Source organism: Anaerococcus sp. Marseille-P9784 (genome assembly GCF_902500265.1).
Lineage (GTDB): Bacteria > Bacillota > Clostridia > Tissierellales > Peptoniphilaceae > Anaerococcus.
Window position 1 is genome coordinate 70,819 of record NZ_CABVOZ010000001.1, and the last position, 14,902, is coordinate 85,720.

Here is a 14,902-nt window from a genome sequence, read left to right on the forward strand (position 1 = left end):
TATACTTGTCTTTTTTTAACAATTCAATTGAAATCTCAATAACTTTTTGAATTTTAACCTCATTTTACTTGTCAATGTCGATTATCCTATCGCAATTATTTGCTAATTTCATATCGTGGCTTACAATTATTATGGTTTTATCGTAAAGATCTCTTAAACTTAAAAGTAATTTAAAGACTTCATCGCTCATTTTTGGATCAAGGGATCCTGTTGGTTCATCTGCCAATATCAAATCTCCAGGCTTTAATACGCATCTCGCTATGGCAACCCTTTGGGCTTCTCCACCGGATATGGTATTAATTTTTTGATCTAACAAATCTAAGATTTCTAGTTTTTCTAAGATCTCTTTAATATCCTTATCTTTTTCTTCTTTGGATTTTTTAACATATTCCATGGCAATTAAAAGATTATCTTTTACACTTTTTGAGCTAACAAGAGCGTTTGTTTGAAATACATAGTTAATTTCATTTCTTCTTATAAGGGTTGCTTCTTTGCTATTAATATTTGGAAGTGGTTTTCCTTTTAGTAAAATTTCTCCGCTATCGTATTCTTCTAAAAGTCCAATCATATTTAATAAGGTTGATTTGCCAGAACCACTTTTGCCAACTATGGCAAGAATCTCGTTTTTTTCTAGGTCTAAAGATAAGTTGTCGATTATTTTTTTCTTGCCAAATGATTTTGATATATTTTTTATTTGTAAATGTTTCATACTTGCTCCTATTTCAAAAATTCTACTAATAGATTAAATTGATTTCTTTTTGTTAGTTTTGTCATAAATATGATTTGCATAGCTCCAATTATTAGGGCTAGAATAAAGCCAAAAATAGATTGACTTATTATGGCTATAGATAAATTTATCAAGCTTGCAATAATTATTACCAGCCAAAGTGGCTTATAGATTTTTTTGTTGTCATAGCCTAGGAATTTTTTGATATTTACTTCTTCTAAATAAATTTCCCTATAAAGATTTATCAATGTAAGTAAAATCAATATGCACATAGCAGAAAATAGCATGGCAATTAATACGAAAGTTCCAATACTTTGTGCAAGGCTTTTTATCATTCCAGTAATAAGATCTTTAATCTTTACAAATTCTGGCATATTATCGTCTAAATTAAATTTTTTGTAATAATCTTTATTTATATACTTATCGTAAGCTTTTTGATTTAGCTTAATTGTCGAATTAGTTTCGCCTCCTCCTAGCAAGGACTTAGCCTCAAAATAAAGGATATTTTCTGGAGTGATTAATGAAATAACAGCTTCATTAGTCTTTAGTGGAAATTTATCCTCGTATCTATCGTCCTCAATATCAGTTGGAAAGGCAAAATATTCTCTGTCATTTTCATAAGTAAAGAATTTTGCTCCTTTTATTTTAGGGAAGTCATAGGAATCTTTGTCAGCAAATTCTTGATTTTTCTTTATATCATCTTCGGTAAAATATTTTTCTAATTGTTCTTTTTGATCTTTTGTAAAAGTTTTTGGGATTAAATACACTCTATATCCATTTTTGGCAAAATCCGTCATCTCATTTGTAATTTCTATCCCCATATCTTCGCTTATATAATTTTTGTCAGCCTTAAATTCTACAAAGGAGAAATTTGGTGGATAATTATAAACATTCGCATTTTTAAACATTTCATAATTTTCTCCCCTATAAAATTCAGTGTGAATAGTTTTTACTCCATCTTTGCCAGCAATTGATTTATAAAAATCTATAAAATCATTGTCTAAAGTTGGAGTTTCTCCATTTTGAGGATTCATATAATCATTGCCAATAAAAAACGTTGTATTTACATAATAATCAGAAACTTCTTCCCAGCTATTTTTCGTTTCTATTTGGTCAAATAGCTCTGAGACTGATTTATCAATGCCCATTAAAGATAAGAAGCTTGTTGAAACATTTACCAAAATATACAAAAATATTCCAAAAGCAAGCAGCCCTTTTTTGCTAATTCTTCCATGCATGGCAGCAATTAGTTTAACTGTCCTAAGTATCAAAGAAACCAAAAATTCAAAAATTAAAAACATAAGTAAATTTAAAAGTCCTGCTAGTAGGAAAATGCCATAGTATTTTAAAGTTTTAAAGCTCCCCATACACAATATAAATCCGTAAGGAATAAATAAAATCGGTAAAATGTAGGCGATTTTATTTATCGGACCATAAATGCTTTTTATGTATTCGCTCTTTGACCAGCCTTGAAGCAGATAAACTCCCATGTCTTCTAGTTTAGAAACTGTAATAATTATTAACATAGCCAAAATTACAAGACTTACGACAAGATAGATAGCCAAAAATGAAAAAGGAATATTCTCGCCCATTGCTGCCATGCCACCTGTTTGATTTTTGATATCATCTATAGATTTTCCAGTAATTTCTGAAATTTTCTCGTAAAATTCTTTGACATCATCATCATCTAAGCCGATTGCTTTATATTTCCCATTAAAGCCTTGTATTCTACCCATTCCAATGAGATTTACAAATCCGTAAGAATCTCCCATAATAAATTTTGGTGTCTTCTCAATCATTGCATAATCGCTATTTAACAATCCTATAGTGCCACCTTCTTCTTTTAATTTTTTAAAGCTTTGATCACTTGCATATTTTTGGTTCAAAAACGATAAATTTAGATCAGCTTTTCTTCCTTCATAGTCTCCGCTAATGTAAGTTACGTGCACTAATTTTTTGCCCGCATAATCATAATCATCTTTTTGCTTTAAGAAAATAGCATTTTTTTCTGATAAAAATCGCTCCAAATAGTCTCCAACAGCCTTATTTTTATCAAATTCTATATTATTTAAAGAAATCTCCTTATATTCTTTGGCAATATTAGAAAAATTTTCTTTATATTTATAGTCAAGATAAAAACTTGTCAAAATTGCAAAAACTATAGATTGAATGATTAATAATGTAATTATCAGACCTTTTCTTTTATCTTTTTCCATAATTTGCTCCTAATTTTAATTTATATATGTTATATGTATAATATAACACCAATTATAATAAAAGTCAATATACAAATAAAAAAACTACTAATATTTAATTAGTAGTTTCATTTATTAAAAGAATCCATCAAATAAACTCATTTGATTTTCTTCTCCCATACCATCTATGATGCCGAAAGTTTTTAATGATTCCATGGCATTTTTGTTTAGTGAAGTTCTTTGATTTAAGTCTTCAACTGAAATAAATTCGCTTTTTTCTCTTTCATTTACTATATCAATTGCCATGGCTTCTGAAACATTATCTACTGCAGATAAAGGTGGCAAAATATGGCCTTTTTTGTCGCTTAGGATGAATTTTCTGCTGTCTGATTTGTACAAATCGGCCTTGTCAATTTGTATATCTCTTGCATACATTTCTTCAGCAACCTCTAAAACTTTTCTAATATTTTCATCACGAGCTGTTAAATCAAATCTGTCTTTGTAGCTATTAAGCGTGCTTTGGATAGATTGAAGTCCATTTATTATAATAGAATATACAAAGTCATTAACTTTTGTGTTAAAATATGTTGCGTAAAAAGCTTCTGGATAATAAACTTTGTAATAAGCTATACGATAACTCATTAGACAATATGCAACTGCATGAGCTTTCGGGAAAAGATATTTTATCTTTAGACATGATTCTATATACCATTCTGGCACTTTATTTTCTCTCATATAATCAAGCTGTTCTTCTGATAAAGACCTACCTTTTCTAACTATTTCCATTATTTGGAAAGATTTTTTCTTATCAAGACCTTTTTGAATAAGAGAGTTCATAATATCATCACGAGTTGAGATGATTTCATCAAAATTTGCAGTATGACTTGTTATCAAATCTTTTGCGTTATTATTCCACACGTCAGTTCCGTGGGATAGACCAGAAATGCGGGTCATTTCTGAAAATTTCCTTGGATAAGTTTCTTTAAGCATTCCTCTTACAAAATTTGTTCCAAATTCTGGTATTCCCAAAGTTCCTATCTCGTTATTTGAGAAATCATGCTTTATATTTAGCTCTTTGGTGCTTGAAAATATGTCCATAACTTTTGGATCGCCCATTTTTATTTTTAAAGGATCTGTTCCTGTTAAATCTTGCAAGGCACGAATTATACTTGGAACATCGTGACCTAGAAGGTCAAGTTTTAACAAAGTTTCATGCATCATATTGTAGGTAAAATGTGTTGTTTTTATATCTCCAATTGGGTCATCTGCTGGATATTGGATAGGCGTTATGTCAAAAATATCTATGTCATTTGGCACTATTATAAGTCCTCCAGGATGCTGACCTGTGGTTCTTTTTACATCCTTTAGCCCTCTTTGAAGTTTTCTTATTTGAGCGTTGGTAAATTCTTCCTTGTATTCTTCGCTATATTTTTTTATATAACCAAAGGCCGTATTATCTTGGATAGCTCCAATTGTTCCAGCCCTAAATACTTTCCCCTCTCCAAATAATTCTTCGGTATATTTATGAATTGTAGGTTGATATTCTCCTGCAAAATTAAGATCTATATCAGGTTCCTTATCTCCCTCAAAGCCTAAGAAAACTTCAAATGGAATGTTGTGACCATCTTTGTTTAGTGGACTACCGCATTTTGGACAAGTTTTGTCAGGATAATCAATTCCAGCTCCCAATCTATCTTCTTCAAAAAATTCGCTGTATTTACATTTTGGGCAAACGTAATGAGGAGATAAAGGATTTACTTCAGTAATTCCAGACATAGTTGCTGCAAAAGATGATCCTACAGAACCTCTCGATCCAACCAAATATCCATCTTCATTGGATTTGCCAACTAATTTTTTTGCGATGATATATAAAACTGCATAACCATTGGAAATAATCGAATTAAGTTCTTTTTCTAATCTTTCTTCTACAATTTTTGGCAGAGGATCTCCATAAATTTCCCTTGCCTTATTGAAACAAGTTTCCCTAAGTTTTTCTTCAGAGCCTTCAATTTTTGGTGGGAAAGTTCCAGGTGGAATTGGCCTTATGTCCTTGATAGATCCTGCGATTTTTTTAGGGTTGTCGATGACAATTTCTTTTGCCAAATCATCATCCAAATAAGAAAATCCCTCAAGCATTTCCTTAGTTGTTCTTAGATAATATAAAGGCTTATTTTCGTGGTATCTAAAGTATTGACCCTTATGTAAGATATTTCTAAGCATGTAATCCTCTGCTCTTAGGTATCTTACACCTCCAGTTGCCACAGCTAATTTGCCGCTATTTTTAGCTAAATTTATTATTTTTTTATTGATTTCTTTTACCTGTTCAAAATTTCTTATATGCCCTTTGCTAACTTCATCGGCAAATATTCCCAAAGGCTCGACTTGGAAAAAGTCAAAAAATTCAAAAAGCTCTTCGATTTTCCTTCTTGGATAATCATTTAATAAATAGTTAAATAAAATCCCTTCATGGCCTCCACTTCCTACAAGCAATCCTTCTCTAAATTCTTTAAGAAGAGAAATTGGAGTTCTTGCTTCTTTGTCAAAGTTTTCCATCCTTGATTTTGAAATAAGTTTGTAGAGGTTTTTTAAACCGATTTCATCTTTAGCAAAAACTATAGCAGAAAAATTCTCATGTTTTGCCTTTGGATAATTCGTAGAAAAACTATTAATATTAGAAAGATTAATTCCATCTTTTACGATCATCTTAAACATTTTTATAAAGATTTGACCTGTAGCTCTTGCATCATCGCTTGCTCTGTGATGGTTAAAGGCTGGAATATTTAATTTTCTGGCGATTTTATCAAGAGAAAATCTACTCATGTCTTCAAATAAACAACGAGCCATAGGCAAAGTATCCATATATATTGGTTTAAATTCTATTCCTAAATTGTGGGCATTTTCTCTTACAAAACCAATATCAAAGTCAGAATTTTGTCCAACTAAAATTGCATCTTTTGCAAAATCTAAAAATCTCGGCAAAGCTTGGTCAATTTTTGCCTTGTCCATAACCATTTCGTTAGTTATGCCAGTTAATTCTGTGACTTTTTCTGGAATTAATTTTTCTGGATTTACTAATTCATTGAAAGTTTCTGTGATCTCTCCGTTTTTTATTCTGACAGCGCCAATTTCTGTGATCTTATCAGCAAATCTTGACAAACCAGTAGTTTCTAAGTCAAAAACAATAAATTCTTGATCTTTTATGTCATTAATTTCAGGGACTTCTCTTTCCGATAAATTCGTTAAAATTCTTAGTTCATCTTCTACTAAGAGCAATTCTGCGCCAGGAAGCATTTTTTTGCCAGTTTTTTTGATAGCTTCATATAAATCTGGTAAGCCTTGCAAAGTTTCGGTGTCAGTAATTCCAATAGCATCCCAATCCCAATCTTTTAATACATTTACAATATCAACATTATCGACAAAACCATCTAAGTTGGTCATTTTGCTATGAAGTTGAAGTTCAATTCTTTTTTCATCTGCCGTGTCAATTTTTTTGCTTAATTGTGTTTCTTCTAAGGAATTTATGGTAAAAACTTCATCATGGGCATAGTCATCGTAATTAAGAACCCCTTGAACTTTTACGCCAATTCCTTCTTTGAGATTTTTTAGTTTGGAATTTGTTTTCTCACTTGCAAAAATCTTACAACTTATGGCATCAGTTTCATCTTCAAGGTCAAAAGTGTAGATAAAAGAATGATTTTTGGTTTCAAAAACATCAAGGGCAAAAACTTTTCCTATAAGAACAACTCCTAGACCTTTTTTATCATAAATATCTGATATTGAAATTACATCGTCTTTGATTTTTCTGCCAAATTTAAGAGTATCTTTTTTGCAATCTTCTTTTTTTTCTTCTTTTTTCTTTTTATTAATGGCTTTACTTATCCTATTTCTTAAATCTTCTTCTTTGCTTGCTAAGAAGTTTTGATAAGTATCTTCCTTAGGAGAAATTTCCTTGCTTTTTTCATAGCTATCAGGATTTTTAGCTGGATTTAAGCTAATTTCTTCTTTTTCTTTATTTGAAATATTATTTTCTTCATTTTTATAATCGATTATTAATGTCAAATAAGAAAAATAAGCTTCTAGATTTTTTATAAGCTCATCATCAAGATTTTCATTTGTTGATTCTATTGATAATTTAAGCTCGTTTTTATTTTTATTATAAATAGCAGAGCTTATAAAATATTCATTTTCCTTTATTTCAATAAATTTATATAAATCAATTTTCATTTAGATTGCTTTCTTTTAATACATCTACAAGCGTATCGACAATTTCTTCTTCTTTTACTTTTTTTATAGTCTTGCCATTTTTAAAAAGGAATCCCATACCATTTGCAGCAGATATCCCATAATCTGCTTCTTTTGATTCCCCTGGACCGTTGACTGGACAGCCCATTATTGCAACTTTTGCATTTATTTTTAGGTCTTCGGTCTTTTTTTCAACTTCTTCTACGATTTTTTCCAAATCTACACTTGTTCTAGAGCAAGTTGGACAAGAAACTATATCAAGTCCATCGCTTCTTAAATTTAGGGCTTTTAGGATTGCTTTTGCAGCTTTTACTTCTTCTATTGGATCTCCTGTTATTGAAACTCTTATGGTATCTCCAATTCCATCTTTTAACAAAGATCCAATTCCGATTGAGGATTTGACTAAAGCTTGGTACAAAGGTCCAGCTTCTGTTACTCCCAAATGCAAAGGATAATCGCAAAGAGCTGATAATTTTCTGTAAGCATCGATCATGGTATTTACATCAGAAGATTTTACAGAAATTTTGATATCGTAAAAGTCCATATCTTCCAAAATTTTTATCTCTTCCATGGCACTTGCCACAAGGCTATCTGCATTTACTCCATGAAATTTATCGATTATTTCTTTGGAAATTGACCCGGAATTAACCCCAATTCTTATTGGAATATTCCTATTTTTGCAAGCTTCTACTATTTCTTTTACCTTATCAGAAGAGCCGATGTTTCCTGGATTATATCTTAAACAGTCGCAACCATTTTCCACTGCTGCCAAGGCTAATTTATAATCAAATTGTATATCTGCCACAAAAGGAAGATTTGTCATCTCCTTTATTTTTGAAATTGCTTTAGCATCATCCATATCATTTATGGCAGATCTTGATATGTCGCAGCCTGCTTTTTCTAAGTCATTAATTTGTTTTACAACATTTTCTATATCGCTTGTTTTAAATGTTGTCATTGATTGGATAGAAATAGGAGAGTTAGCTCCAATTCCAACATCTCCTACAAAAATTTGTCTAGTTTTTTTTCTCATTACATCTCCTTAAAAAAGTGTAAAAACATCTTTTATAGTAACTAATAATATTAGACCTAAAAGTATTACAAAACCAACAATAGTTACTTTTTCTTCGATTTTCTTATTAACTTTCTTCTTTGTTATCATCTCATAAAGATTTGTCACAAGTTTTGAACCATCCAAAGCTGGAAATGGTATTAGGTTAAAAACTCCAAGGTTAACACTAATATATGCCAAAAAATACAAGAGATTCATAAGTCCATTATTGGCTTGATTTCCTATTTCTTTTACAACTCCTACTGGTCCGCTTAAAGCTTTAACTGATAATTTTCCTGTAAATAAATTGCCCAAAATAGAAAAAATCATTTTTACATTCTTATTCATTTCCTTAAAGCCAAGGCCTATAGATTCAAAAAATCCCACATCTCTTAGCTTGGAGCTTACACCAAGAAAGGCTGTATTTTTTTCAAAATAAGGTTTTACGGTAAAAGATTTTTCCTCATCATTTCTTTTTACTAAAACTTCTACCGGCAAATCTTTGACGTTTTCTTCATAAAATTTGGACAAAATTTTTGAAATATCGGCAAATTCAGAAATTTTTTCATCATTTACTTTTAGTATTTGATCGCCAATTTCAATTCCAGCTTCTTTTGCCTTTGAATTTTCAGAAAATCCTCCAACTTTTGTGCTTGCAGTTCCTGTATTAAAAATGACTACAGAAAAAATAATTGCTGCTAATAATAAATTCATAAAAGGTCCTGCAAGGATTGTTAGAAATCTCTTAAAAGCTGGCGCATTGTCATAACTTCTTGGATCTGATGAAGATTCATCTTCACCTTCCATGGCACAATAGCCTCCGATTGGCAAGATCCTTAGAGAATATAAGGTTTCCCCTTTTTCTTTTGAATAAATCGCAGGCCCCATGCCAACTGCAAATTCATTTACTTTTATTCCTGATAATTTCGCCACTATAAAATGCCCGAACTCGTGGATTGTCACCAAAAGCAAGAACATAATTATGGCTATAATAACTGTTTTCATTTAAACTCCTTAAATAATGGAAAAGAGATATAAAAGTGGCGCTATGAAAATCATTGAATCAAATCTATCCATAATCCCACCATGACCTGGTATTAGGTCGCCAAAATCTTTTATTCCAGTTTGTCTTTTTATAAAGGATGCTATCAAATCTCCAATTTCTGATAAAAAAGATCCTACAATTGAAAATACAATAACATATATTAATTCTATATTAAGTGAAGAATATTTCACATAGATACAATTTAAAATAACTGCTCCCAAAATTCCGCCAACAGCTCCTTCGATGGTTTTGTTTGGGCTAATATGAGCGATTGATTTTACTTTGTGTTTGCCGATTGTAGATCCTACAAGATAGGCGAAAGTATCAGATCCCCAACTGGTTAGATACAAAAGCCATACATATCTATCATCAACTATTCTTATAATATTTCCCATAAGCACAGGGACATACATTAAGATAAATAAGCTTGTAAAAACATCTTCTATGGTGTTTTTGGTATTAAAAATCATATAAACCAAAACCAAAAATATTGAGAAAATAATGGCAAGTGTGTAAATTTCAGTGCTTAGAAGATAAGCCCCAGAAATTATGAGCAAATCGCATACCATTAGAAGTCCCCATGGGGGAAATATTCCTTTTTTATTAAAAGCGTTGGCCATTTCTTTTATGGCAATCAAAGAAAATATGGCAACACCCAAACTAAGAGTATTGTGGCCAAAAAAGGTAATTATAAGCATAATAAAAAGTATAATTACCCCACCAAAAGTTCTAAGTAAAAGATTCATTTGATATCTCCAAATCTTCTATTTCTTTTTTTGTAAGCTTCTATCGCCTTATCAAATTCATCACTTGTAAAATCTGGCCATAGGCAATCGGTAAAATAAAGCTCACTATAAGCTATTTGATAAATCAAAAAATTTGAAATTCTTAGCTCTCCACCAGGTCTAATTAACAAATCTGGATCCGGAATATCCTTAGTATAAAGATTTTCTTTTATCAAATCCTCTGTAATTTCAAAGCTTTCATATCCCTTATCTATAATAGATTTTACTGCATGAACGATTTCAGCTTGTCCCCCATAATTTAGGGCTATATTTATAAATAAAGATTTATTGTTTTTTGTTTTATCCAAAGCAAGTTTGCAGGCTTTTTTTGTTGGGCTTGGTAAAGCTTCTAAATCTCCTAAGAAATTTAACTTGCAGTCATTATCCATAAGCTCAGCAAGTTTTTTTTCGACAAAGCTTATCAAAAGTTTCATCAAATAATCAACCTCGCTTGCTGGTCTTTTCCAATTTTCAGTAGAAAAAGCATACAAGGTTAAATATTTTACTCCGCAATTTTTGGCATGAATTGCTATATCAACTACATTTTCTGCTCCACGTTTGTGACCAAAAGTTCTAGGTTTGCCTTTATTTTTTGCCCAGCGACCATTGCCGTCTAAAATTATCGCCACATGTTTTGGTATATTTTTATCTTCCATAATTTCCTCAAAATAAACAATCTAAGCATATTATACCATTTTTTGAAATTACTTATAATAAATCAAAAAATAAGAGCAGAATTATCTACTCTTAATGAATTTATCAACTTTCATTTATATTTATTATTTTTCCAATCATCGTAAAAAAATTTTATATAGATTAGCACAACAAATATTCCAAGCACTATAAAAAATTTATTTACATTATCTTTGACATAGTTCTTAGAAATTCCTGATAATATAAAAACCATGCCAAGAAGTATGCCCGTAACATTTGCAATAATTGATCTCTTTTTTTTATCTTACAATAGCACTTGTCTGGTATAAATTAAATGTTCCAGAATCATTTATTGGTCTTCTATAATATTTCGTTGTTCCTATTGTATGAGAAAATGAAAAACCTGATCCTAGTAACTCTGCTGAAATTCCTGTAGATGCAGAACCACTAACTTCTGCAACTAATGTTCCATAATAAGCATAAAACATTGTAGTCGCAGGTAGTCTATTATTTTTGCCCCAGGCTGAACATGAACTGGATTCTATCTTAGTTGTAGTAATACTGTTAGTTATTCCTAAATATGGATTTCCTATATAATTAATTTGTCTAAATGAACCTTCATTGTATAATTCTACAGGAATACTTATCTGTACAGTAGTCCTTCCAAAAGATCTTGATTCTCTAAAAGTATGAGGTCCTACCCAAAGCATACCTTCTTTAGGCATTTTTCTTTGAATAAACATTTTTAGAAAATCAGGTTCTAAAGAAGCTGTTTCAATTAATTTTCCACTTTCCTTATCTTTTATATCACATATTCTCTTGTTCCCCTGATTATAATAGATAATGTCAACCTCATCTTCGTCATAATTATCAATAGAAAATCTAATATTATCCGACTTTAAGTCTTCGGCGTTTACTTTTGTAGCTTTCATAAAAATAACTACTATCATAAGTAATCCAAATACAAACTTAACCACTTTTTTCATAACTATCTCCTTTAAAATTAAATCTTAAAAATAGTAACTTAATACAATACGTGAAAAAGCGACGGACTATTATGCAAACGTTTGCCATGATTATTGCCTAATAACCATTTATTTATTTTAATTGTACAGCAAACTTTGTATTTTGTCAATAATTTATTTCTAGTTAATATGTTAAATCACTTTACAACATGGTCTATTTTATATCTTTGCATTTTAACAATAAAATAGATTATTTTTTTAATATATATTCATAGCTATCTACATATATCAAGGTCAGATTGATCTTTTTGTAAAATTTTAGTCTTTATGTTAAGTATAAGTAATTCATAATCTTTTCTATTTCTAATTTCATAAAACATAATTTTTGCAACCATACATTAAACCACATTCCCAAATATAAATAAGATCAGAGTTCACTAATACTATTGTTTTTGTAAAAAACTCTTACATACAATAATAAGCTTATATAATAAAAATTCTATTGACTATGATTAATATATTTTCCTTATATCTGATCATAAATTACTCTCATAATTTCTTCAAAGCTTGTCCTACCATCAAAAACTTTGCCAAGTCCATTGTAAGCCATACTTTTAAATTGATTTTTTTCTGCGTAAGTATTTAGACTTACCAAGTCGATTTTGCCTTCTCTAATAAGATCTCGAAATTCATCTGTTATTAAAAAAACTTCTTCTATTGCTTCCCTTCCCTTGTATCCGTCCATACAATTTGGACAACCATTTGGTCTATAAATTTTTGTATCTCTTGGAATATCCATGTATTTTCTAGCTATTTGATATTCCAAGTCTGTCATTGTATCTTCTTTCTTGCAAGAGCAAAGTTTTCTTACTAACCTTTGACTTGCTAGTGCATTTATGGCTGAAGATAAGAGATAATCAGCAATTCCCAAGTCCTTTAACCTAATTATTGATGATAGAGCATTATTAGTATGTAGAGTTGTAAGTACCAAATGTCCAGTAATTGCAGCTCTTATAGCAATTTGAGCAGTTTCTTTATCTCTTATTTCTCCAACCATAATTATGTCTGGATCTTGGCGAAGAATCGACCTTAGAGCATTAGCAAAAGTAAAATCGATTTTTTCGTTGATATTTATTTGATTTATCCCACAAATATTGTATTCAACTGGATCTTCAATGGTAATTATATTGTCATTATCATTATTTAGCTTATTTAAAAGTGCATAAAGAGAAGTAGATTTTCCAGAGCCTGTTGGTCCAGAAAAAATTATCATACCAGACTTATTTTTTATGGCTTTTTGCAAAATTTCTTTTGAAGTTTCAGAAAACCCCAACAAGTTTGCTCTTTTTTCAAAAGAAAAGACGCTTAGAACTCTTATTACAAGTTTTTCTCCATTTATTGTCCCAATTGAAGAAACTCTAAAATCTATCATGTCAAAGCCTTTAAGCTTTAAACTTTGATCTTGGGGCCTTCTATGCTCAGCTATGTCCATATTTGCCATTAATTTGATCTTTGTAATGAGCATTTGATAATTTTCTTTGTTTATTCTTAAAATCTCAACCAATCTTCCATCAATTCTAAGCCTAATTCTAGCATAAGATTCTTCTGGTTCAATATGAATGTCACTTGCATCATTAGCTAAAGTATAATCTATCAAATCATATACAAACTTATCAATATTATTACGAATTTCTCTTTGATCTAGCATTAATTACTCCAATATTTCCCACCAAGCGACCTGTATCTAACTGCTTCTAAAAGGTGTTTTTCGCTGATATCTTTGGCTTGGTCAAGGTCGGCGATAGTCCTTGCCATTTTTAAAATTTTGTTAAAACTTCTTACAGAAAAATTGTATTTGTTAAAGGCAAGCTTTGCTAGCTTTTCAACTTCTGGACTTAGTTTTATGTATTTTTTCATCAAAGCTGTGCTAAGCTGTGAATTTGTATTTATCTTTTCATTTTTATAGCGATCTTTTTGAATGTTTCTTGCAATTTCCACTTCTTTTTTTAATTCATCTGATGATTTTGAATAAGAAGTATCTTTCAAATCCTCGTATTTTACAGGATCAACTTCTATATGAATATCAATTCTATCCAATATAGGCGCAGAAATCTTATTTAGATAACGTCTAATCTCATTTTGTGAACAAGTACATTCTTTTAAGGGATTGCCAAAATTGCCACAAGGACAAGGATTCATTGCGGCTATCAATATAAAATCTGAAGGATATTTTAGACTTGCTTGAGCTCTGGAAATATTTATCTCGTGATTTTCTATTGGCTCTCTTAAAGATTCTATGGTTTTTTTATCAAATTCTGGAAATTCATCTAAAAATAAAACTCCTCTATGAGCTAGAGAAATTTCTCCAGGCTTTGGGATTGAATGACCTCCTCCTATTAGCGCAACTTCGCTTGCGCTGTGGTGAGGTGACCTAAAGGGTCTTTGATTTACAAGTTTGCCCCTATCTAATAAGCCCATTATCGAATAAATTTTAGTTACTTCTACTTTTTCATCAAAACTCATATCAGGTAAAATCGTCGGCAGATGTTTTGCAGAAAAAGTTTTGCCAGATCCAGGAGGCCCAATCATCAATAGATTGTGGTTGCCAGCTGCTGCTATTTGCAAGGCTCTTTTTAGGCTTTCTTGACCTTTTATATCCTTAAAGTCATAATCAAAGTGGATATCATCGTCGATTTTTGATAAATCTAGTTTATGAGGGATAAGGTCTTTTTCCTTGTTTAAAAAACTTACAATATCGTTTAAATTTTTGAAATGATAAATTTCAACATCGTTGATTATTGCGCATTCATCCTTGTTTTCATCTGCAATTATAAATTTCCTAAAACCAAGTTCTCTCATAGCTATAACCATAGCTAAGGCTCCTCTAATTGGGGCGATTCTACCATCTAAGGCCAATTCTCCTAAGAATATATATTCATCGTGATCGTAATTAATAACTCCCATTGAGGATAAAAGTGAAATTGCAATTGGCAAATCCAATTGAGTTCCTTCTTTTTTTAGGTCTGCTGGTGAGAGATTAACCGTAATTCTACCAAGTGGAAATTTATAACCTGAGTTGACAATAGCAACCCTAACTCTTTCTTTGGATTCTTTTATCGATGAATCTGGCAAACCAACAATTAGAAAAGCCGGCAAGCCTGATGTTATATCGCTTTCAACTTCTACAAGATTTCCCGTTAGTCCAAGTAGACTACAGGTGTTTGATTTAGAATACATA

10 protein-coding genes are annotated in these 14,902 nt (G+C 30.8%); all 10 read right to left on the reverse strand.

What is annotated here, in order from left to right; all coding sequences use genetic code 11:
* Positions 1 to 64: 64 nt before the first annotated feature.
* The 10 genes from GAN53_RS00395 to GAN53_RS00440 all read right to left on the reverse strand — a co-directional run bounded on the left by GAN53_RS00395 (position 65) and on the right by GAN53_RS00440 (position 14,901).
* Positions 65 to 709 (reverse strand): ABC transporter ATP-binding protein, encoded by a 645-nt coding sequence (locus GAN53_RS00395; RefSeq protein WP_151409079.1) that lies wholly within the window; start codon positions 707 to 709, stop codon positions 65 to 67.
* 8 nt (positions 710 to 717) lie between these two features.
* Complete coding sequence (locus GAN53_RS00400) at positions 718 to 2,943, reverse strand: hypothetical protein (RefSeq protein WP_151409080.1); 2,226 nt, start codon at positions 2,941 to 2,943, stop codon at positions 718 to 720.
* Between the two features lie 114 nt (positions 2,944 to 3,057).
* Positions 3,058 to 7,146, reverse strand: a complete 4,089-nt coding sequence (locus GAN53_RS00405) for a PolC-type DNA polymerase III (RefSeq protein WP_151409081.1) — start codon at positions 7,144 to 7,146, stop codon at positions 3,058 to 3,060.
* Positions 7,136 to 8,197: a flavodoxin-dependent (E)-4-hydroxy-3-methylbut-2-enyl-diphosphate synthase gene (ispG, locus tag GAN53_RS00410; RefSeq protein ID WP_151409082.1), complete on the reverse strand. Its 1,062-nt coding sequence runs from the start codon at positions 8,195 to 8,197 to the stop codon at positions 7,136 to 7,138. The genes GAN53_RS00405 and ispG overlap by 11 nt, the downstream gene beginning before the upstream one ends.
* 9 nt (positions 8,198 to 8,206) lie before the next feature.
* Entirely contained in the window at positions 8,207 to 9,220 is a 1,014-nt protein-coding gene (gene rseP / locus GAN53_RS00415; protein ID WP_151409083.1) for an RIP metalloprotease RseP, read from the reverse strand.
* Positions 9,221 to 9,229: 9 nt separating this feature from the next.
* The gene (locus tag GAN53_RS00420) at positions 9,230 to 10,006 is read right to left on the reverse strand and encodes a phosphatidate cytidylyltransferase (RefSeq protein ID WP_151409084.1); all 777 of its coding nucleotides are present in this window, start codon (positions 10,004 to 10,006) and stop codon (positions 9,230 to 9,232) included.
* Positions 10,003 to 10,701 (reverse strand): isoprenyl transferase, encoded by a 699-nt coding sequence (locus GAN53_RS00425; protein WP_151409085.1) that lies wholly within the window; start codon positions 10,699 to 10,701, stop codon positions 10,003 to 10,005. The genes GAN53_RS00420 and GAN53_RS00425 overlap by 4 nt, the downstream gene beginning before the upstream one ends.
* A gap of 297 nt (positions 10,702 to 10,998) precedes the next feature.
* Positions 10,999 to 11,685 carry a hypothetical protein gene (locus GAN53_RS00430; protein WP_151409086.1) on the reverse strand — a complete coding sequence of 229 codons (687 nt, stop codon included), beginning with the start codon at positions 11,683 to 11,685 and terminating at the stop codon, positions 10,999 to 11,001.
* 505 nt (positions 11,686 to 12,190) lie between these two features.
* On the reverse strand, positions 12,191 to 13,372 hold the full coding sequence (locus GAN53_RS00435; protein WP_151409087.1) for a GspE/PulE family protein: 1,182 nt from the start codon (positions 13,370 to 13,372) through the stop codon (positions 12,191 to 12,193).
* On the reverse strand, positions 13,372 to 14,901 hold the full coding sequence (locus tag GAN53_RS00440) for a YifB family Mg chelatase-like AAA ATPase (protein WP_151409088.1): 1,530 nt from the start codon (positions 14,899 to 14,901) through the stop codon (positions 13,372 to 13,374). The genes GAN53_RS00435 and GAN53_RS00440 overlap by 1 nt, the downstream gene beginning before the upstream one ends.
* Position 14,902 lies beyond the last annotated feature (1 nt).